Source organism: Paenibacillus alba, assembly GCF_013204855.1.
Lineage (GTDB): Bacteria > Bacillota > Bacilli > Paenibacillales > NBRC-103111 > Paenibacillus_E > Paenibacillus_E alba.
Window position 1 is genome coordinate 1 of sequence record NZ_JABMKZ010000067.1, and the last position, 21,984, is coordinate 21,984.

Annotated in this window: 16 protein-coding genes and 2 pseudogenes; 5 read left to right on the plus strand and 13 right to left on the minus strand. The window is 50.4% G+C overall.

Translation table 11 applies throughout. The annotated features are described in order from the left end of the window. The 4 genes and pseudogenes from HQN90_RS38410 to HQN90_RS37145 form a co-directional block, all read right to left on the minus strand. Nucleotides 1-1,888: pseudogene (locus HQN90_RS38410) on the minus strand (hypothetical protein); the annotation flags it as partial. Nucleotides 1,889-2,015: 127 nt separating this feature from the next. Next, entirely contained in the window at nt 2,016-3,149 is a 1,134-nt protein-coding gene (locus tag HQN90_RS37135; protein ID WP_173227849.1) for a response regulator, read from the minus strand. Nucleotides 3,150-3,154: 5 nt separating this feature from the next. Then, nucleotides 3,155-6,265, minus strand: coding sequence for a hybrid sensor histidine kinase/response regulator (locus HQN90_RS37140; RefSeq protein ID WP_173227850.1), 3,111 nt, complete (start codon nt 6,263-6,265; stop codon nt 3,155-3,157). A 108-nt stretch (nt 6,266-6,373) separates the two neighbouring features. Then, nucleotides 6,374-6,768, minus strand: a pseudogene (locus HQN90_RS37145) (LLM class flavin-dependent oxidoreductase); the annotation flags it as partial. Between the two features lie 290 nt (nt 6,769-7,058). Between HQN90_RS37145 and HQN90_RS37150 the strand changes: the two are divergent. Further along, a complete protein-coding gene (locus tag HQN90_RS37150; protein ID WP_173227851.1) occupies nt 7,059-7,658 on the plus strand; it encodes a tyrosine-type recombinase/integrase in 600 nt (199 codons plus the stop codon). Nucleotides 7,659-7,695: 37 nt separating this feature from the next. On the opposite strand, the gene rlmD is transcribed toward HQN90_RS37150, so the two are convergent. The 4 genes from rlmD to HQN90_RS37170 all read right to left on the minus strand — a co-directional run bounded on the left by rlmD (nt 7,696) and on the right by HQN90_RS37170 (nt 11,549). Further along, nucleotides 7,696-9,228, minus strand: coding sequence for a 23S rRNA (uracil(1939)-C(5))-methyltransferase RlmD (gene rlmD / locus HQN90_RS37155; RefSeq protein ID WP_173227852.1), 1,533 nt, complete (start codon nt 9,226-9,228; stop codon nt 7,696-7,698). Between the two features lie 118 nt (nt 9,229-9,346). Then, complete coding sequence (locus HQN90_RS37160; RefSeq protein ID WP_173227853.1) at nt 9,347-10,327, minus strand: diacylglycerol kinase; 981 nt, start codon at nt 10,325-10,327, stop codon at nt 9,347-9,349. Next, nucleotides 10,299-11,111 (minus strand): sirohydrochlorin chelatase, encoded by an 813-nt coding sequence (locus HQN90_RS37165; protein ID WP_173227854.1) that lies wholly within the window; start codon nt 11,109-11,111, stop codon nt 10,299-10,301. The genes HQN90_RS37160 and HQN90_RS37165 overlap by 29 nt, the downstream gene beginning before the upstream one ends. Nucleotides 11,112-11,258: 147 nt before the next feature. Further along, nucleotides 11,259-11,549 carry a YerC/YecD family TrpR-related protein gene (locus HQN90_RS37170; protein WP_079414635.1) on the minus strand — a complete coding sequence of 97 codons (291 nt, stop codon included), beginning with the start codon at nt 11,547-11,549 and terminating at the stop codon, nt 11,259-11,261. Nucleotides 11,550-11,787: 238 nt separating this feature from the next. Here HQN90_RS37170 and HQN90_RS37175 point away from each other — a divergent pair, with 238 nt between their 5' ends. Then, on the plus strand, nt 11,788-12,432 hold the full coding sequence (locus HQN90_RS37175; protein WP_173227855.1) for an aminotransferase: 645 nt from the start codon (nt 11,788-11,790) through the stop codon (nt 12,430-12,432). A 554-nt stretch (nt 12,433-12,986) separates the two neighbouring features. Then, nucleotides 12,987-13,634 carry a dienelactone hydrolase family protein gene (locus HQN90_RS37180; RefSeq protein WP_173227856.1) on the plus strand — a complete coding sequence of 216 codons (648 nt, stop codon included), beginning with the start codon at nt 12,987-12,989 and terminating at the stop codon, nt 13,632-13,634. Nucleotides 13,635-13,746: 112 nt separating this feature from the next. Here the strand turns inward: HQN90_RS37180 and HQN90_RS37185 are convergent, their stop codons facing one another. Then, a complete protein-coding gene (locus HQN90_RS37185) occupies nt 13,747-14,826 on the minus strand; it encodes a DUF3048 domain-containing protein (RefSeq protein WP_173227857.1) in 1,080 nt (359 codons plus the stop codon). 182 nt (nt 14,827-15,008) lie between these two features. Here HQN90_RS37185 and HQN90_RS37190 point away from each other — a divergent pair, with 182 nt between their 5' ends. After that, on the plus strand, nt 15,009-15,422 hold the full coding sequence (locus HQN90_RS37190) for a thiol-disulfide oxidoreductase DCC family protein (RefSeq protein WP_173227858.1): 414 nt from the start codon (nt 15,009-15,011) through the stop codon (nt 15,420-15,422). Nucleotides 15,423-15,455: 33 nt separating this feature from the next. Here HQN90_RS37190 and HQN90_RS37195 read toward each other — a convergent pair whose 3' ends face one another. Continuing rightward, on the minus strand, nt 15,456-16,241 hold the full coding sequence (locus HQN90_RS37195; RefSeq protein WP_173227859.1) for a DODA-type extradiol aromatic ring-opening family dioxygenase: 786 nt from the start codon (nt 16,239-16,241) through the stop codon (nt 15,456-15,458). A gap of 779 nt (nt 16,242-17,020) precedes the next feature. Then, nucleotides 17,021-18,016: an N-acetylmuramoyl-L-alanine amidase gene (locus HQN90_RS39805; protein ID WP_173227860.1), complete on the minus strand. Its 996-nt coding sequence runs from the start codon at nt 18,014-18,016 to the stop codon at nt 17,021-17,023. A 157-nt stretch (nt 18,017-18,173) separates the two neighbouring features. Here HQN90_RS39805 and HQN90_RS39460 point away from each other — a divergent pair, with 157 nt between their 5' ends. Then, nucleotides 18,174-18,305: a hypothetical protein gene (locus tag HQN90_RS39460; RefSeq protein WP_275942656.1), complete on the plus strand. Its 132-nt coding sequence runs from the start codon at nt 18,174-18,176 to the stop codon at nt 18,303-18,305. A gap of 246 nt (nt 18,306-18,551) precedes the next feature. On the opposite strand, the gene purD is transcribed toward HQN90_RS39460, so the two are convergent. Together purD and purH are read right to left on the minus strand one after the other, a co-directional pair. Then, entirely contained in the window at nt 18,552-19,811 is a 1,260-nt protein-coding gene (gene purD / locus HQN90_RS37205) for a phosphoribosylamine--glycine ligase (RefSeq protein WP_173227861.1), read from the minus strand. A 66-nt stretch (nt 19,812-19,877) separates the two neighbouring features. After that, nucleotides 19,878-21,425, minus strand: a complete 1,548-nt coding sequence (gene purH / locus HQN90_RS37210; RefSeq protein ID WP_173227862.1) for a bifunctional phosphoribosylaminoimidazolecarboxamide formyltransferase/IMP cyclohydrolase — start codon at nt 21,423-21,425, stop codon at nt 19,878-19,880. Between the last annotated feature and the right edge of the window lie 559 nt (nt 21,426-21,984).

Below are 21,984 nucleotides of genomic sequence, written 5' to 3' on the forward strand. Positions count from 1 at the left end.
CAGTTACGTTCCCGTCACTGTCCACCGGCAGCTTCGGGTCGCTCGTCTTCCACGTGACCGTCGTCGCCGCTCCGCCCACCGCATCGACGTTAGCCGTGAACAGCTTGCTGCCGCCTTGCGCAATGCTGGCGGTTGCTGGGCTGATGCTCACGCTGTTGATGGCGGGAGCTTGGCCGGATTGCAAGATTGTCCCGGTTGCACCTACTGCCACAAACGAGCCATTCCCATAAGTGACGCCAGATAGATTACTCGATGTGCCGCTCGTTCGGCTCGTCCAGGTTGATCCGTTAACGGAGGTTAGAATTCCGCCAAGGTTTACAACCGCTACATACATGCCATTCCCATAGACGGCGCCCCTGAGACTATCACTCGTGCCACTCGTTTGGCTCGTCCAGACTGATCCGTCAATGGAGGTAATAATTGTTCCAGAGCTTCCCATCGCCACATACGTGCCGTTTCCATAGGTGATTCCATATAAGGGTTTCAAAGTGCCGCTCGATTGGCTCACCCAGGTCGCTCCGTCGTTGGAGGTTATAATGACTCCAGATTCCCCTACGGCGACAAACTTGCCATTCCCATAGATGACTCCATACAGATAGGTCGTAATGTTGCTTGTACCACTCGTCCAGTTCACTCCGTCAACGGAGGTCAGAGTTGTTCCATTGTAACCAACCGCCACATACGTACCGTTTCCGTAGGTGACACTTTTTAACGTACTCGTACTGCCGCTCGTTTGCCTCTTCCAGCTCGTTCCGTTGCTGGAGGTCATAATACCTCCACTATCCCCCACCGCCACAAATGTATTGTTGCCGAAGGTGACGCTGCTTAGCGTAATCGAAGTGCCGCTCGTTTGACTCGTCCAGTTCGTTCCGTTGCTGGAGGTCATAACAACTCCTATATCTCCCACCGCCACATACGTACTGTCTCCGTAAGTGACGCCATTCAGCACATTCGTCCTCGGACTTGTTACAATCGTCCAATCCTTTCCGTTCGAAGAGGTTAGAATCGTTCCGGCGGCCCCAACCGCCACAAACGTGTTATTTACGAACTGAATGCCCTTTAGCCCATTTGAAGTGCCAGTCTCTTGGCTTGGCCAGATCTTTCCGTCGGACGAGATTCCAATGTATCCATTATTGGTATTTACTGAAACAAAAGTATTGCTTCCATAGGCTATCTTATATAAAGAGCTCGCATTACTATTATACTTGGTCCAGGACACTCCATTGGCAGAGGTAAAAACCCTCCCGCCTGAACCCACCGCCGCAAACATGTTATTACCATATGTGACACCATTTAAAGGGTCACTTGTACCATTTGATTGGCTTGTCCAAGTCGTTCCATCAGGTGAAGTATATATCGTTCCAGCGGTCCCCACCGCTACATAGGTGGATACTGCATAAGTAACGCTATTGAGACTTTTGGTCCCCTTCGTTTGACTTGTCCAGTTCGTTCCTGTGCTGGAGGTCAAAATTGTTTCATTTGCACCCACCGCCACAAACTTGCCATTTCCAAAGGAAACGCTATTTAGCCCCTTCGGAGTAGCACCTGATCGGTCTGTCCAGCTTATACCGTCGCTGGAGCTCACAACCGTTCCACTGCCCCCCACCGCCACAAACAAGCCTTTTCCAAAAGTAACACTACTTAGATTTTCCGAAGTGCCGATCTTGCGGCTCGTCCAGTCCGTCCCGTCGCTAGAGGTCACAACCATTCCATAATCTCCCACCGCTACATAGGTGCCGTTCCCGTAGGTAACATCATTTAAATTTTGTCCGGTGGGCAAGGGATTCCGTATAGTCCACTCGTCCAGGGAATCTGCAAAAGCATACTGAGGAAGATTGGTCACCATTAAAAATAAAACAATAAAGATTGATATCCAACGTTTGATCATTGTTTCTGCCACCGCCTTCATGCTGATTTGTTCTACGATGCCATTATAACGGGAGCGATGTTGCAAAATTGTTGCAAAACAAAAAGGAACCCGCTTTTAAACAACAGGTTCCTTCATGCAATAAGAGTCACTCCGTTAAGCTGCGAAGCAATGAGGTAAGCTTATCGCCTGGCAAGGCTCCGAGCTCAGTACGAATCAATTCGGTGTATGCTTCATAGTAGGCGGTCGCTCGCTGAGACCCGCCTAGCCGGTGGTGCAGTTCCAAGGCAGCTTCCCTTAGCGTTTCGTCGTAAGGGTCGTGCTCGACCAGCAGGTCGGCCAGACGCAGCACCTTGAGCGGCTCCACCTCAGTACTTTCGTAATACAAGAGCAGCTTCCTCCCCAAATTCAGGAAGTAGTGGCGGTACTGTTTGCGATAGGGCTCGCACCAGGCGCCGTCGAATTCTTGCAGGAACGGTTGGCTGCAGCGGTGAACGAGCTGCTCGACATGGACCAGATTATCCGGGGCCGGCTCGACGGCGTCCAGCACGAACAGCTCCATTTCCGAAGCGTCCACAGCCGGCGCTTCTCCAGACAAGACAAGCCTGTAGCCATTCTTGACAGAAGCCAGCGACATCGCCGAACCGCCATCCCGTAATGTCTTGTTGATTCTACTGACCGTGCTTCGAAGATTGATGCCAGCCTTCTCCGCATTCTGAGCCGGCCAGAGCGCCTCGAACAATTCCCACTTGCTGACCTCCTTCTCCGGGGGCTGCAGCAGCATATAAGCGAGCAATTCCGCACACTTCGCCGTTACCCATCGAATCGGCTCCAGGCCGCTATCCAAGTATAGTGTGAATTTACCGAATAGCTCAGCAACAACCCTTCGTTGTCCGCCGCTGCCGCCAACATCTCCGAGATGAGGCCTTCTATTTTCAATCCGTTCCAGCGTACGCTGCAATTCCTCTTCCATCAACGGTTTAAGCAAATAGTCAAGCGCATTAACCCGAAACGCGTCGATAGCGTATTGATTGTAGGCCGTTATGAACACGACCTCCATATCGAGCTTGTCCGCATATACCCGCTCCGCAATCTCCAGCCCGCTCAGCTCCGGCATTTCAATATCCAGAAACAATACATCGGGCTTCAGCGCCTGCGCCATTCCGAGAGCCTCATGAGGATTTACGCAACAGCCAATTACACTCACTCCGGCATGGACCAGCATTCGATTTACTTGTTCTACAACCAACAGTTCGTCATCTACGACCATGGCTCTCATCATTGTGCTTATCCTCCCTCTCCAACAGGTCCGGCCGTCCCTGCGCGTGAAGGAATCCGGAAGGCTACGGTCGTGCCCTTGTCCTGAACGCTCTCGATCCGCAAACCCTGCCCGTATTCATTCATTAACCGCTTATGCACGTTAACTAGGCCTATGTTTCCTTCAAGCCGCTCTGGCTTCAGAACTCGGTCCAGCTGCTCCGGTATCATCCCGACCCCATTGTCCCGGACTGCAATCAGCAAGCCGTGCGGTTCCAGCTTCGCCTGAATGAGCACCGTGCCTCCGGACAGCCGCTTCATAATGCCGTGGCGAATTGCATTCTCCACCAGAGGCTGCACAATTAATGCCGGAATCAACGTCTCCATGGAGACGCTCACATCCCATTCCACATTCAGGCGGGATCCGAACCGGGCTTGCTCCAACTCGACGTAGGATTTGGTGAGAGACAGCTCACGTTTCAGACTGACCTTGGCATGACGAGGATCAAGATCAAAGCTAAGCCGCAAAAAGTTGCTGAATTCACCCAGCAGCTTGCCTGCCCGCGCACCATCGCTGTAGCATAACGAGATAATGCTGCTTAAGGCGTTGTATACAAAATGCGGCTTGATCTGCGATTGCAGAAACAGCGTCTCCATACGTATTGCCTGCTCGACTGCTTCCCTTAATTGCAGCAGCGTTTGCACCCGGGCCAGCAGCTCCTTGCCGCTGAATGGCTTCACCAGGAAATCATTGGCTCCCGCCTCGAAGCCCATTGCAATATCGGCAGGCGAGTTGCGTACCGTCAGTAGAAGAACGGGCAGCTTGTGAAGCGGGTTCTCCTCCCGGATACGCCTGCAGACTTCATATCCTGAGATTTCGGGCATCATCACATCGAGAAGGACAAGCGACAAATCGCTGCGATGTTGCTGAATCAGCTTGAGCGCAGCCGCCCCATTGCTCGCAGTGAGAACATGATAACGACTGGATACAAATAACTCCTGAAGCACCTTGATGTTGGATGAATCGTCATCTACCAGCAGAATCTTAACCTCGCCGGTTCTCTCCGCCGCCTGTTGGTATTGATCTTCCTTCCTTGTCAATCTTGCCCCCGGCAGCAACTTCGGCTCTAGACCTGCAGCGACTTCTGTTCGGGTAGCCGAGTGTTCCCTCGGCACTGCCTTCGCCTCTGGCAGCCGCAGCTCGAACACGGAACCTTTTCCCGTCTCCGACCACTTCAGCTCCAGGTCGCCGCCCATTTGCAACGCGAGCGCCTTCGATATTTTCAGACCCAGACCGGAAGATTGAAATGCCGAAACCGCCTGATTCTCTTCATCTTGATATAAATTAACTTTGAAAAGTGCCCGTTGGCGCTCCTCACTCATTCCGGCGCCAGTATCCGCAATCGTCAGACGCAGCCAGCCTTCTTGCGACTCTGCGGTCACCGCCACGCTGCCCCGTTCCGTAAATTTCAATGCATTGCCGACCAAATTTACGATAATTTGCTTCAGGCGGTTTTCGTCAGTGAACAAATAGAAGGTTCCCGAAGGCACCTGATTGACCAGCCGAACCTGATCGTTCCTGCGCAAAAATTTCAGAACTTCAAGCGTTGCCTGTAACGTGCTGCTGACATCAAAGAACCGGTTGTGGAACATCAGGCTGCCTTGCTTCAAACTCTGAAAATCGATAATATCGTTCACCAGCGTAGACAGGCGGGTCGCCTGGCCAATGATGAAGTCCAGGTTCTCACGATGGCGCTGCGCCATCTCTTCGCCGATTTGGTCGATTACCACCTGTGCCAGATTGATAATGCCATGCAGCGGCGTCTTGAACTCGTGGGAAGTGTGAATGAGAAACTCATCCTTTTGACGATCATATGCAATCAGTTGCTCAGCCAATTGCTCAATCCGCAAGTACGCCTCGCGAACCCTCTCCGACATGAGGAACGATTGCGATAGAACAAGAAGCAGCGGAGTTACAATCATGTAATACGGGTTGTCCAGTGCCAGCTGATAACGGGTCTGCGCATATACCCAACTGACTATAAGGAAAAATAAACCCAACAAAATATAGTAAATTTGAACCCCGTTGTTCCGATTACGGAAAATCCAGCGAATAATGAAAGCAAAAAGAGTCAGGTGCAGAACGATGCCAAGCCAAAGGATATTGATTAAGTATTCGTTCGGAATTGCAATCAGTAAGGCAAGACATACATAAGAAACCCGGCTCAGCCACTTATATTCCGGGCTCTTCTTATTTTCCAGGTACAGATAGATATAGCAGGCAAACGACAAGACGGAAACGTAAGGCAGAATAAAGAGCATCTTCTGCAACAATAGAAAGGACATCGCCGGGAATAAGGTGGTCATAACGATTTCGTTATCAATGCTGAAAAACAACCCTAATGACAAACAGAATAAACTGAAAAAGAAGTGATAGGGCTCTTTCTTCCATTGCCTGAACATACCTGCGAAATAAATCCCGAATACCAGCATTGTGGTGATGACAATCATATCCGCCAGACGGGCATTATCGCGCTTGGACGATACATCTGCTGTTAAGCCAAATTCCGGCGCCTGCACCAATCCGCCTTCTAAATAACGATAGCTGGCGGTTTGAATGATGATGTCAACGGTGTCGGTATCCGCTTTGATCGTACCAAAAATCGGTAGGTTACTAGGTACAAATCGATCCTCCGACAAATCCGGCTTTCCCGTACCGCCGAGGTCCGAACCGTTTATGTAAATATGACTGGACAATCGAATTTTTTTGCCTCTAAGGCTATAGAAATCCGAATTACTAACCTTAATTTGCAGTCGATAGGTACCCGCGCCATATCCGTTGCTGGAGGAAACGATGCCCTTCCAACCTCCCGGAACCTGAATAATCCGGCGTTGCGCATCCAATGCCTTACCACTCGTGCTGAAATCTTGCGGAGTCAGCAGTTTGTTCTCATAGAACTCCCACTCTCCCCGCAGCGGTATAATTCCTTGTTTCGCAAAATCCCATTGTCTGGCGTCTAGCACCCCTGCTTGTGCTTCCGGGTACTGAGACGCACGATTTAGCCATTCGTAGATGAATAGCGAGGTAATGATGGCAAAGACAGCCAGCATGCCGATGAGAACCGTCAATTGTTTTCTCATGGAGTCCATTTCCCTTTTTCCCAATATTCATCATCGAAACATTGACTTAAATATACTACACCTTATGTCGGTTTTTCACTTTTTTTATCGAACTTAATCTAATTTGTTTTACCCATAGCGATGTTCCCTGCATTCAGCTTCCCACTTGGCTACTTCCTCCCGAACTCGGAGTGCCACCTCAGTTCCAAGCAGCTCAATGGCTCTCATTACCTACGAAAAAATTATCCGCAGCCTGTTCCGTATTCTCTCCAACGAATCCAATCGAGTGCGACCCCACTTTAAGCTGCGATTCGTCATGTCCAGCGTGCGCCGCTGCCTTCTTATACAGCTGCACGAGTGATGCATAATTCGTCGGTCTTCCACCAATGATCGCCAGCATCAACGGCAGTCCTAACAGGCCTGCGCGGATAGCTGATTCCTCTCTGCCTGCGCTTCCAGGTGACTTTATCAGAAGCTCGAATCTTGAGGAGCAATTCCAAATGCTCTTCGTACAGCTCAGCGTAACCAGACCGAATGCTCCAATTGCACTGTGCGAAAGCGATAATGGTGCAGAGCTGAGGGGCAGTACAAGAGGAGACCGCTGAGTTTTTTAAGTCCAGATTGAATATCAGTGCTGAAATGGATGAAAACGGCACGATTAAAGGAAGCGACATCATCAAAACAATAACAGGTGGAGACCTGATTACTGCGGAGAAAAAGGAAAAAGACGCTTTTCAATTCTACGGGAAAACAAAGCTTTCGGCTGCATTTTTTAATATTCAATAATACGATCCCCGAAGAACGGAGGGATAGAATGTTACTCGATAAATTAACTGCTGAGAAATCGCACATTGCCGAATGGGCGCTTGAAGGATTAGAAGAACTGTTGGGGAACAATCTGATTTTTACTGAAAGTGATGAGGCGTGTGTTTTTAAATCGCGGTACATTGCGGAATTGAATAATGTAAAAGAATTTGTTCGCGATCGATGTTGTATCGATTTGGATAATGATGAGTGCAAGGTTCATCGCAAAGTTCTCTTCCCAGCTTACAAGCAATACTGTCGGGATAATAGCTACAAGTCACAAAGCAGGCAAGAGTTTTTTGTAGAAGTCTCAAAACTTAATGTGAAGCCCGGAAAAATGAGGATCAACAGCTCTACCCCTCTGGAGGGGCTTCGGGGAATTCGATTATTAACAAATGCCGTGAGATACATTCGATCCCATGATTTGCGCCATACTTCAGCTACCTTACTCATTAATCAGGGAGTTCACGCAAAGATAATATCCGAAAGACTTGGACATGGGAATATCAATACCACTATGAACGTATACGGTCATGCATTAAGATCCGCTGATCAGTCAGCTGCTGACAAATTCGAGACAATTTTATTACGAAAACAGGGAAGGAAATAGCTTCCGTCCCCATTTCGTCCCCAACTACCCTATCCACTCACTCCAAACCCTTGTAAATCAAGGAACAAACCGCCTCCACATGCACCGTATGCGGAAACATATCCACCGGCGTCACCTCCGCGACGCCGTAACCGCCATCGACGAGCACACGCAAGTCGCGAGCCAGTGTTGAGGCGCTGCACGACACGTACACGACGCGACGCGGCTGCAGCTCGAGGATCGTCGCGAGCAGCGCCGGGTCACAGCCCTTGCGCGGCGGGTCTACGACGATCACGTCGGGGCGGACGCCCTGGCGTGTCCACTCGGGCAGGACAACCTCGGCTGGGCCTGCCTCGAAGTGCACGTTCGTCATGCCGTTTAACTCGGCATTCTTCCGTGCGTCCGCGATCGCCTCTTCGACGATCTCGACGCCATACACCTGTCCAGCGCGCTGCGCCAGGAACAGGGAGATCGTGCCGATGCCGCAGTAGGCATCGATCACCGTCTCGCCGCCTGTGAGCGCGGCGTACTCCAAAGCCTTCCCGTACAAGACTTCCGTCTGCACGGGGTTCACTTGATAGAACGATCGCGCGGAAATAGCAAATTTCACATCGCCGATATAGTCATAGATGACTTCGCTGCCCCACAGGACGCGAGTCTCATCTCCAAAAATAACATTCGTCTGTTTCACATTAATGTTATGACAGATGCTTGCGACAGCGGGCAGCGCTTCGCGAATGCCAGCAGTCCACTCATCCACGCGAGGTATCAAGCTGCCATTAGTCACAAGGACGACCATGAGCTCACCCGTGCGGAAGCCAACTTTGACGACGACGTGGCGCAGCAGTCCGAGGCCTGTCTCTTCCCGATAAGCGCGGATGCCAAGACGCGCGCCGATCTCTTTCACCCGAGCCACGACTTCGTCGTTGGACTCATGTTGAATCAGGCACTCCTCCATGTCGATGATGCGATGGCTGCCCTGCGCATAGAAGCCGCCGATGAGGCCGCCGCGCTCTTCTCCAAAAGGAACCTGAGCCTTGTTCCGATACCGCCACGGATCGGTCATCCCAAGTGTGGGATGAACAATAATGCCCTCTTCACTCAGTTCGCTGGCAACCGTCAGCTTCCCAATCCGCACCAAATTATCGACAACCTGCTGCCGCTTCACGCGAAGCTGAGCCTCATAGCTGAGATGCTGCAACTGGCAGCCGCCGCACTCCTCATAGATCACACAATCCGGCTTAACCCGATCCGGACTCACTTCCAGCACTTCCACAAGCGCAGCATAACCATACTGCTTCTTCAAATGGTTCACCCGAACAAGCGCACGCTCACCCGGCAGCGCACCAGCAACAAAAAGGGTAAAGCCATTCACACGGCCTACCCCTTCGCCATCATGGCTGATCCCAATAATCTCAGCCTCATATTGCTGCCCGATCTGTACCGGCAGATCCGCCATCCAAGCGGGCGCCGCTTTCACGGCAGCCCCGCCAGCTCTTCCCGCCTGTTGTCCCGATCTATTCCCTGCGGGCTTGCCACTTTGTTCTCTATGTTTACCTGGCCGCGAGCCAGAACTGCTTTTAGCTTTCATAATACCCTCACTTTAATCCAAATACGATAATTAAAAAATTGCTTTTCTTGGTTTTCTTGCTATTGCTTTTCTTGGTTTTGCTTTATTTTCTTAGTATTTCTATATTTTTCTTCAAATCCTACTCATCCCGATGCGAATCCTCCGCAAACCCCTTCATCTGAAAAGGCGTAGTCAACGTATCGAGCAGCTTCTTCTTATAAATCGATTGCCCCGATTCATCCACAATAATCTGCAAATGGCTCTTCAAATTCGTCATGACACAAGGCAGTGTGCCCCCGAACTCGCCATCGAGATTCAACTGGACGTAGTCCGGCGAATTGATCTCAATATGGTTCGTTTGGAAGTAAATCAGGTTCGGATCGCTCAGATGCTCGCCGCGCAGCGCAAGCGTAACTACTCGGATGAACTCCGCAAGGTTGCATTTGCGCAGAATCAATACATCGAACAGCCCATCGTTCATGCTCGCATCCGGAGCCAGCTTCTCGAAGCCGCCAACGGAGTTGGAGTTGCCGACGAGGAACATCATGACTTCGTCATGGAACTCCATTTCGCCTGCTTTGACGTACAGCTCGATAGGCTTTAGTCTAGGCAGCTTTTCGAGTCCCTTCATATAATAGGCCAACTGCCCGATCATCGTTTTGAGCTTGCTCGGGACTTCATACGTCAGCTCGGTCATCGAACCGCCACCGGCGATGTTGATGAAGTAGCGGTTGTTGATTTTGCCTACATCAATGTCGGTGGTGTGCTGCTGAACAATGAGGTCACAGGCTTGCTCCAAGTTCTTGGGAATGCCCAGCGCACGGGCAAAATCATTGGTTGTCCCCAGCGGCAGAATGCCAAGAGGCGGCCTTCCTTCGCGTTCGGCCATACCGTTCACGACTTCACAGAGAGTGCCGTCTCCGCCTGCGGCGATAATTAAGTCGAAGCCTCGGCTGACGGCCTGAGCTGCCGCAAGTGTGGCATCCCCTTCGCCGATAGTGGCGTGAGTGGATGTTTCGAAACCGCCGCGCTCTAGGCGCTGAAGAATTTCGGGTAAACGCTTTTTCATTTCTTCCCGGCCAGAAGTCGGATTATAGATCAGTCTTGCTCTTTTGACCATCGTGTCTCATCACCTGTTCGCCGTCTGAAATTTCGGAAGCTATCTGCTTCTCGATCCATTTGGATATTAGCGGACTTGGCAGCAGCGCCCGTCCATTGTATGTATATGCGAACCCCTCCATGCGAGAAGGGATAACCTTATTCGTGAAATAGCCTTCACTTAGAAAAACCGGCGCAACGACGACTTTATGATCAGGCTTTTTCTCCGCCCACCATGTCATCTTTCGTTTCACTTGATCCGGCAAAAGCATAGCGACATCCGCCTCGTCGTATCCGCCTAATGCTTTCAAGCGCTCTGCAAGCAGCTCTAAGCCTTGACGCCATTTGAGATGGAAGCCTTTCTCCTTGCTGCCATGTCCGACCAATAGGACGATTTCCTGACTGGGGGATTCGGACAGCTCTTTGATTTTGTCATAAATAATCTCAGCAATCACGGGATCATCATCAATCGGCGATGTGAAGTGGATGCGCGCCTGAATGTGAAAAGGCTCCAGATCCGTCTCCAGCAGCGGCTGCTCAACGACACCTAGGGCATAGCTGATTTCATCAATATGTGTACTCCCAGAGGACACGAACAGAGGAACGACGATCATATCCGTCACACCCTGCGCCTCTAAGCTATAGATACCATCTTGAATTAATCGCCCTTCTACCAGCTCCAGATAAGAGGCATAAATCGGAACACCCTGCGGCATTCGAACGACCGACACGGCCTCATCAACGAGCTGAACCCAGCCTTCATCCCGAGATCCGTGGCTGATGACCAACACACCATATGTACTCATACTATTCTTCCCACCCGTTCTAACCCTGCATACAATCCTATGCTAACGAATGTGTTCGCACATGTCAATTGAACCATGGGGGAAACAGGAAAAATCCCGCATTACACATGGTAACACAGGATTCTGCTCCTATTTGCCAAACCTCGCTTATCGACCTAGACGATCCAGCGTCAGCACGTAGCCGTCGTTGCCGTAGTTCAAGCATCTTTTGACCCGAGAAATGGTCGCGGTAGATGCCCCTGTTTCCGCTTCGATCTGGTTATACGTGCAGCCTTTGCGCAGCATGCGAGCAACTTCGAGGCGCTGGGACAGCGACTGAATCTCATTGACTGTGCACAGGTCATCAAAAAAGACGTAACACTCCTCTATATCCTTAAGCGTCAAGATGGCTTCAAAAAGCTGGTCTATGGCTTTATCGTTTAATTTTTTTAATTGCATACGTTGTCAACTCCCGGTAGAAAAGCAATTTGGCTTCTGAAATCAGTAAGCTCCCTGTGTAACTTTCGACACGCCGAGAATAAATCCTGCCTTTAGGATTGCGAAACGGTAAAATTTCTATGCGTTAATGAGTTAAATTGTGACAAATATCCAGACCCGTGACATTCGTCCATACCAATAGTAGGCAAGTGACATATCCTGTAGGAGACAAATCTGATAAAAAGGGTCGTGAATTCTAGTGAGTAATCCAAGACACATCATTGGCAATGGCGGTCAGCGTCCTGAAGTCCATACAAGAAGCTTAACTACTTTACCAGCCCAACTGGGGGATGGCGGCTTAGGGCAATATCCAGGTTTAGGGGGCGGATTTCCTGCTCCTTTTGAAGGAGGCGGCGGTGGATTTTTTGGCGGGGGTGCCCCTGGCGGCAACGCTGGCGGTTTTTTTGGCGGAGGCGCTCCGGGCGGTAACGCTGGCGGCGGATTCTTCGGTGGCGGCGCTCCCGCTAGCAGCTCTGGCGGTGGTGGCAATTTCCTCAGCAACCTTCTAGGTGGCGGGGGTGGATCAGCAGGCGGTTCGTCTAACCCGCTGAGCGGCTTGAATTTGAAGCAAATCTCCGGATTTGTGGAGCGTATGGGCGGGATCGACGGCATCATCGGCTCAATGGGCAAGGTGCAGAAGTTCATGACGACCTTCCAGCAAATGGCTCCCATGGTGAAGACGCTGTTTGGCTCTCTGGGCAAAGGCAAGGTAAACTCCTCCAAAGACGTAGAGGAAATCTTCAAGCCTAAACGCAAACGCCGGAAGAAATCAGGTGCTGCTCGTCGCAAACAAGGCGGTTCCCGTTCCAAAGCCGGCGGTTCAACGAAACGCAAACGCAAGTAAGATGAACTCTTTTTAGCTAAAATACAACCTGCAAGCGCGCAAAAAGCTGCCCCGTCTTGGCTATTAACCAAGAGAGGCGGCTTTCTGTCGCCTTATTACTTGCTGCGCCTGCAAAAAGAGTTTCAAGGCCTCTCGTATGACATGCTCGTCAACCACACGACCATTGTATTTTCCCGTTACATCTTGTTAGCATAGTTAACAAAATAAATCATTTACTTCTTTATTTTAATATGATAAAAATACAAAATAATTGTCATTATTTTCAATTAACACTTAGGGGACTGATAATGAATATAAATCCTAATGTATACAGCAAGGTTCTTTTTAAAATCATCCGCAGTGGTAACCGTCACATTGGATTCGGTGGTGGTTTCCATGCGTGCATTGCAGCGGTGTTCGCTCGTGCCGAGATCGTGGAGATTCTTCAAGGAGTCCTGAAGAGTTTTCCAAACCTGAGCCTGTCTATAACCTCGACAATCCTCAATGGACAAATAATCCGAATTCTCACGGCATTACGACTACGCCTGTAGTGTACTAAGGAGGAACTTATAAAGATGTCTCTGCCTAATATTGGTATGCTGGTTATAGTGCTGCACGATATCCATGGCATCACTCCGTTCATTAAAGATACATGCGAAAGAATCCAAAGTACGGGTGCAGATGTCCTATGCCCTGACCTTTATACTCTTGTGAATCCTTTTGCTTATAACAGAGGAGATAATCCACACACTTTTTTTCTTAATAACATTGGCTTTGAGCAGCCTAAAGTACGTATCTTAGAACTCATACATCCCCTTCGATCCCAATATCAGCACATCGTTGTCCTTGGATTTAGTGTAGGAGCCACAATTGCATGGCGCTGCAGCTCTGAACCACTGATAGATGGTGTAGTTGGATACTATGGATCTCGTATTCGAAATTATATGCATTCACAGCCCAAGTGCCCGGTTCTACTTCTTTTCGCCCTCAATGAGCCGGCTTTTGAACCTCTAACAATTCAAAAGCCTTTAGAGGCAATGAGTGAGCATATTGAAACTCGCTGGTATGATGCAGCACACGGGTTCGCCAATTCAGCTGGAGATAGTTACTGTCCCGAGAGTGCGGATGCTGCATGGGAAGAAGTAATGTTTTTCTTAAAAAAAATAAAAAATAGGGAAGTGTCCCTTCCAACAAATTCAGTCATCGCAACATGTTCTACCTAAAAAGCTAGATTAAGCCGGTACCTCTAATCATGCCATGGAATAAGGGAAACCACGCAGCAAAAAACCGCTCTGCTCATTGAAAACCAAGCAAAACGGTTTCTTTCCCTCATCGTTACTCCATCTTCAGCTGCGTACCCTCCGGCACAATCTGAACCCACGTGTTGCCCGGCAGCAGCGGCACTTCCTTGCCCTTATCGTCATAAGCGCGCAGCAGACCGTTCTTGCGCTCCCATGTAATCTGCTGGGACTTGCCCTCTTGCAGGATGAGCCCTTTGTTCGGTCCAAATACGTCGACTTCACGGCGTCCCTCTTTATCGACGATCTTGTGCTTGCTTTCTAGCACGAGTAAGTTCTTCGTTTGCAGCTGTTTGCCGGTCTCTTTATCGACATGCGGCTTGCCTTCCATGCTGCGCTTGTACACACCAGCGGCTGCATCATAGTCGTAAGAAACAAAGTACCCTTGCAGATACGGGATTTGAATATAAGATACGGCTGCGCCGGTTAATGGACTTGTACCTTCCTTGGCAAAAGTGAGCAGCGGTCCGTTCCATTCCGAACGGAAATTGTGCGCCTTAGCGCCCTGTTTCATTTTATCCACAGAGGTATAGAGATTGTGCGGCGCCTTGCGTTCAGTCGAGCGCCAGTAATAGGCGCCGTCGCCATACACTTCATCGAGATGGGACAGCTTGCGGCCAGCCATCATGTCCATCGCTTCCTGGCTCCACCCGGCATGCACGATCACCGCATCAAGCGCATCGCCGATCTCTACGAAATAAGGACGAATGCTGCGCACCGGACCAATGGTTTCCGCCGGGTTACTCTGGAACACCGAGACGAATCTGGTAATCTCGCCCTCTGCGAGAATTTCATAGACGATGTCCGCTTGATCGAGGCCGGTTTGCGGCCTGGCTTGCGGCGCATTTTCGACCATGACCATGAAGGGCCGGGTTTTCACTTCCGTATCGGTTGGCAACCCGGTTAACGGAAACTTGAACGGCAGCGTCGTTTCGACGGCTGTTGATGCCGGTTTGGCTGTCGGTGAAGCGGCGGCAGACGGTGTTCCCACAGCCAGCGGGCTGTTCGTTGGCACGGAAGCAGGCGTATCGCCGCAACCTGCAAGGGCTATGACAGAGCATCCAAGGACAAGCCAGGTGCTAAGACGATGAGTACGGAAAGTTGGCAATGATTTCAACGGGGCTACACCTCTTCTTCTAAAATAATTCTATCGTTCTAGTAAATAGATATGCTAGGGATCAGAAAAATAGAAGCCTTTTGTGCCATGCGGCTGAAAAGAGAGTTGGTTCCTGCACGATGATTCGGTATAGTAGAGGGAGAGACTGAACTTAATTTGCCTTTGACAAAGGGGGCTTCGCCATGACCAAGCCAACCGATGAGCCCGCCATCGTTTTGTTCGATGGAGTTTGTAATTTATGCAGCGGAGCCGTGCAGTTCATCCTGCGGAACGACCCGAAGGGGATTTTCCGCTTCGCGTCCTTGCAGTCAGACAGCGGCCTTAAGCTGCTCGAGCAGCACGATCTGCCAACGGACATCCTCAGCACGATTGTCCTGATTGAAGGCGGCCGTGCCTATACACGTTCAACGGCAGCGCTGCGCATTGCCCGGCGACTGCGGGGCGCTTGGCCTCTGGCCTACGCAGCGATTATTATTCCTGCTCCGCTAAGGAATCTGGTTTATGCTTTCATCGCGCGCAATCGCTACCGCTGGTTCGGAAAGTCCGAGACGTGCATGCTGCCGAGGCCGGAGTTCAAGATGCGCTTTTTGGATTAGCAGCTGTCGCGTATCCATGCAGATTGCGGCCTCTCAACGCCGCTTTTTGCCTCCAAACATCCAGCAGCACAAGCTCAGCGTGCCCATCTGAAAGCTGTGATGCAGCAGCTTCGCTCTGCGTGTCGTATCTGCCGCGCCCAGCGCCAGCAGCAAAGGCACAAAATGCTCCGGCGTCGGAACCGCCTCACGCACATTAGGCGCTCTTTCATCATACCGTATCAGCGCCTCTAAGTTCCACGTCTCCAGCTGCTCCGCCAGCCACTCGTCAAATTCCACAGCCCATACCTGCGGTACGGGGTTATTCCGATCCAGACGCCGAAGATTATGAACCGTGCCTCCACTGCCAAGAATCAGAACCCCCTCATCCCGCAAGGGTCCCAGAGCTGCACCGATCCGATAGTGCTCTTCCGCCGTCAATCGCGGATTCACAGAAAGCACCACCACAGGGATCTGCGCATCCGGGTACATAATCATCAGAGGGGCCCATGCCCCATGATCCAAACCCCTCTCGTCATCGAGCTCACAGCGAATGCCCTCTTCTTGAAATAGCTGTTCTATATGCAAACTAAGTGTCAAATCTCCTTTAGCCGGGTATTCCATACTATACAATCTTTCCGAAAAACCCTTGAAATCATAGATCATTTCAGGCTGAATGGCAGCACTGATTTTCTGCACGCTGCTTTCCCAATGCGCGCTGAACAGCACGATCGCCTTCGGCATGGGAATACTTTTGGCCAGCTTCTGCAGAAATTCGGTATAAGCATGCTGCTCGATCACCAAGCTCGGGGTACCATGGGCTACGAAAAATGTTGGCAGCATCGCACGCCCTCCTTTTCCATATGGGAATATCTTCCTATGGCTACATTATACGCTTTTGTGCATCTTTTTAATTTAAAAAATGAGGCGGTTGGCTAAGGGGCGAAGGATAAGGGCGAAGGACAAGGCGAAGGACACGGTGGCAGAGGGACAGGCGGACGATAGCGAATATGAGAATAAACCGGCTAGCTAGGAGGAAGAGGAACTAGAGTACGCTATTTTGGGTTAAACTGCTTATTTTCATGCTCAAAGGGAACTCTGATCCACTAATTTCTCGTTTAGACCACAATTTAGCATGAAATCGAGCAAATAAGGGAACGACGTTCCCTTTGAGCTGCTTTTGACGCAAAATCCGCGAATTAGAGGATCGTAGTTCCGTTTCGTCGTCTTTGGGGACTTCATCGGCATACTTCCATTAGGGGGAGTGGGCAATTTAATGCTGAGACAGCCGTTAGACCTCTCAGCGATATTTGCTACTTTGACTATCCTGTCACTCACTTTTTAGCGTACTCAGCACACTCTTGCGGAGACTTCCACCCATTCTTACCTGAGACGGCCCTTGGGCCTCTCAGCAAAGTTTTGCTACTTTGGCTACCCTATCACTCACTTTTTGGCGTTCTCAGCACACTCTTGCGGAGACTTCCACCCATTCTTACCTGAGACGGCCCTTGGGCCTCTCAGTAATATTTGCTACTTTGACTACCCTATCACTCACTTTTTAGCGCTCTCAGCACACTCTTGCGGAGATTTCCACCTGCTTAACCGAAGGCAGCGGCAGAGGTCTACCTGCTCTGCAAAAACTGTTCAATGCCATCTGCAATGCCTTTAGCCAGCTTCTTCTGGTAGCCCTCCTCCGACATCAGTTCGTCTTCTTCGGGATTCGTCATGAAACCGAGCTCGACCAAGACGACGGGTACTGTGGACCAGTTAAAACCGGATAAATCGCTGCGCGCAGACAGTCCTCTTCCAGACATGTCCGTTGCAGCCTTTAATCGTTCCAAAAGATAGCCCGCCGCCTCACGGCTGTCGGCTGCAATCGGCTTCACCGCCGCGACGGAAGCGGACGGATACAAAACCGAAAACCCCCTGGTCTTCGGCGAGCCATCCCCATCTGCATGAATGCGCACCGCGAGTGCGGCTCCGGCCTCATTGGCCATCTCCGCGCGCTGCTTGTTGCTGATATCCACGTCGTTTGTCTCACGTGTCATAGCAACCTCAATGCCTCGGCTGATCAGCTCGGCCTTGATCAACAAGGAAACCTCCAAGTTGAGCACATATTCCGGTTTCTTGGTACTTACGCCAACCGTGCCGGAGCTGACTGCCGGCTTCGTTTCCTTCACATCAGGGCCGACTTGCTCGGGGGTAGGATTCCCTTTGCGCTGATGTCCCGGGTCAAGCATGACCAACCTGCTGTTACCAGCAGCCGTTTTCTTCTGGGCATCAGCAGTAGGCTCTGATTTAGGTGCAGGCGTCGGCTTCACTGTTGGCTCCTCCAAGGGAGTTGGGCTCGGTGCCGCAACGGACTGAACAGCCGCCATGCTTGCGGCAGGCTTGGTATCATCACTGGCAGATAGCTGAGCAGGATCAGCCGGTTTATCCGCAGGTATCGCTGCACTCGATTCAGCTTCTATGGCTTGCGCTGATGTACTTGTCTTTCCCGATGGGATTAAGCTGCCAAAACCAAAACTATAACTGCAAACAGCAACCAACACACAACCGATAAGCAGCGTAGCGCTGAAGAGTACTACTCGTTTCTTCTGATTTCTTGCCTTTTTCACACAACTGCCCCCATCTCTCTACTCTTACTTAAAGCAACTTAGTTTCTTGCTACATTCGTTTCATAACTTGTAATTTCCTGCTAGAAGCTGCAGTATGCATGAATCCAGCCATTACTGCCAAAACTATCCTAAAGGAATTACCGAAGGAGGCACACATATGGAAAACCTCTGGAACTTCATTATTCATGAGTGGCAGTCCATTGCATTACTTGTAGGTGTACTTTTTGCCATATGGTTTGTTTATAAACATAAAGATAAGCTGATCCGGGGCACCAATGATAAAAAATAAGCAGACCTCATAGAAGACAGCTACTACACACCACTTCTCCCATTTTGCGAAGCACGATCAGCTTGCCATTCATCGTATTTGTCACATTTTCGAGTTGCTGCTGCATCTTCCCCGATCTCGTTATTAATCAATCTGTACTGTGCTCGTACATCCCTCTAGCTTTCGGCATCATTTACAAAACAAAAACAACCTCCCAAAGATTAAGAGGTTGTTTGGTATACAATCATTTCAAAGCTTATCTTCTGCTTATTTCAAAGCTTTCATCGCAATATCCGTCCGGTAATGCTTCCCGTCAAAATGAATCCGATCCAAGTCCGCATAAGCTTTCTGACGAGCTTCGATGATATCTTTGCCGATTCCTGTGATGCCCAGAACGCGCCCGCCATTGGTGACGATTTGACCGTCCTCAATAGCTGTCCCCGCGTGGAACACAAGGGAATCCTGCACTTGATCCAGCCCTGTAATCGGCAGACCTTTCGGGTAAGCGGCCGGATAGCCAGGCGAAGCTACAATGACACAAACCGCCGCATCCTCGCTCCACTCGATCGGCTGCTCCGCCAACGTACCGTTGTTGATGGCAAGGAAAATATCAAGCAGATCGGTTTTGAGCCTTGGCAAAATAACCTGTGTCTCCGGGTCGCCGAAGCGCGCGTTGAACTCAATCGTTTTCACACCATTCGGAGTCAAAATCAGACCCGCATACAACACGCCCTTGAACGGTCGGCCTTCTGCGACCATGGCATCAGCCGTAGGCTGTACGATGTTCTTCAATGCTTCCTGCACAATGGATTCATTGATATGCGGCAGCGGGGAGTAAGTGCCCATTCCGCCCGTATTTGGCCCTTTATCGTTGTCAAACACAGGCTTATGATCCTGCGAAGGCACCATCAGACGAACCGTTGAGCCATCGACAAAAGCCAGCAAGGACATTTCTTGTCCAGTTAGGAATTCCTCAATGACGACGCTCGCGCCGGATTTCCCGAACACTTGATCCACCATAATATCTTTAAGCGCAGCTTCCGCTTCTTCCATCGTCTGAGCGACCGTCACACCTTTACCGGCAGCCAAGCCATCAGCTTTGATTACGATTGGCGCTGTTTGGCTGCGCAAATAAGCAAGTGCCGGCTCATAGGAGTCGAAAGATTCGTAAGCAGCTGTAGGAATGCTGTATTTTTTCAAAAGCTCTTTCATGAAAACCTTGCTGCCTTCAATAATCGCCGCATTCGCGCGTGGTCCGAAAGCTTCGATCCCTTTGGACTCTAGATGGTCAACCAGCCCGGCAGCTAACGGATCATCAGGAGCTACCATCACAAGATCAATCGCTTGCTCCTTCGCAAATGTACTGATTTCATCGAATTGCAGCTCCGTAATGGGCACGCACTCTGCTAACCCGGCAATCCCGCCGTTCCCCGGTGCGCAGAACAATTTGCTGATTTTTGGGCTTTTGCTCAGTGCCCATACAATCGCGTGCTCGCGCCCGCCTCGTCCAATAACTAATACCCGCATGGTTTATACCCCTCTCATGGGGAATGCCCACGGTCTCAGAAACGATCGTGAGCATTCTCAGTTGTTTTAGTGTTTAAAGTGACGTACGCCTGTCATGACCATGGCAATGCCATTTTCGTTGGCAACGCGAATGGACTCTTCGTCCTTGATGGAGCCGCCTGGCTGAATAACCGCCGTAATGCCAGCTTTTGCTGCCATTTCAAGCGTGTCGCCCATAGGGAAAAATGCATCGGAAGAAAGCACGGAGCCTTTCGCTTTGTCGCCAGCTTGCTCGATAGCAATTTTGGCTGCGCCGACACGATTCATTTGACCAGCGCCCACGCCAACCGTCATATCGTCAGCAACGAGTACGATCGCGTTGGATTTAACGTGCTTAACTACTTTCCATGCAAAAAGCAGCTGTTTCATCTCTTCGGCTGTCGGCTGACGCTCGGACACGACTTTCAGATCCGCTTCAGTCAGTTGGTACGCATCGCTATCTTGCACGAGCATGCCGCCTTCGACCGTTGTAACCACTGGCTGCGCTTTGCGACCAGCGATTGTATCTAAGCCGCTTACTTTGAGCAGGCGGATGTTTTTCTTTTTGGACAGAATATCGAGTGCTTCCGGTGTAAAATCAGGCGCGATGACGATTTCCAGGAAAATCTCATGCAGCAATTGCGCTGTCGCTTCATCAATCGCACGGTTCGCAGCTACGATGCCACCGAAGATGGACGTTGGATCTGCGTTGTACGCTTTGGTGTAAGCTTCAAGCACGTTTGTACCGATACCAACACCGCAAGGATTCATATGCTTAACGGCCACAACAGCAGGCTCGCTGAACTCTTTTACAATTTGGAGCGCTGTATTCGCATCGTTAATATTGTTGTAGGATAACTCTTTGCCATGCAGCTGTTCAGCCGTCGTGATATTGCCGGCAGCTGCATTCGGCTTGCGATAGAAAGCTGCGCTTTGATGCGGGTTCTCACCGTAGCGAAGATCCTGCATTTTCTCATACGTTACTGTGTAGCGCTCTGGGTAAGGCTCGCCTTGCAGGCCAGTCAAGTAGTCGCCGATCAACGCATCGTAAGAACCAGTGTGACGGAATACTTTGGCCGCTAAACGTTTGCGCGTTTCCAGCGTCGTGTCGCCCGTTTCTTGGACTTCTTCCAACACCTTGGCGTAGTCAGCAGCGTCTACAATAACAGATACGAATGCATGGTTTTTGGCTGCGGAACGAAGCATGGTAGGCCCACCGATATCGATGTTCTCAATCGCATGATCATACGTTACATCCGGCTTGGCAATCGTCTCAGCAAAAGGATACAAGTTCACGACAACCAGATCAATATAATCCAATCCGAGCTCTTTCATGCTCGCTTGGTGCTCTTCATTGTCACGAACCGCAAGAAGCCCGCTGTGTACCGCAGGATGAAGCGTTTTGACGCGGCCATCCATGATTTCAGGGAATCCTGTAACCTCGGAAATACCTATAACCGGTACCCCTTTTTCCTTCAACAAACTTTGCGTACCGCCTGTAGAAATAATCTCAACGCCCAACTTCGCCAGCTCGCCCGCGAATTCAACGATGCCTGTCTTGTCGGACACGCTGATCAGTGCTCTTTTGATTGCCACTATGCTTCCTCCCAGAAAATGAATTTATATATCGTTTACGAGTGCTTTTAGCGTTGAAAAAGGAAAATGATTTCGGCTTAGCAGAAAGGTGCCCCATTAAGGCCATTAATCAGCCTTAAAGCAGCCAATTCTGATCAGCTGCCTGACTTAGGGCTGTAGAACAGCCTTAACCTCGGCCTAACTCCGCCTCTTGAGGGAAAACCGAATCTTTAAGGCCGTTAATCAGCCTTAAAGCAGCCAATTCTGATCAGCTAGCCTGACTTGGGGCTGTAGAACAGCCTTAACCTCGGCCTAACTCCGCCTCTTGAGGGAAAACCGAATCTTTAAGGCCATTAATCAGCCTTAAAGCAGCCAATTATGATCAGCTGCCTGACTTGGGGCTGTAGAACAGCCTTAACCTCGGCCTAACTCCGCCTCTTGAGGAAAAACCGAATCTTTATGTATCTGAGTCAATAGAGTGGACACAAAAAAGAGCTAAGAAGTTAGTTTTGTTTGCTTGTAAAACTGCGATTCGAATTTGTCTGGAGACAAATAGCCGAGCTTGCTGTGCGTACGCTTC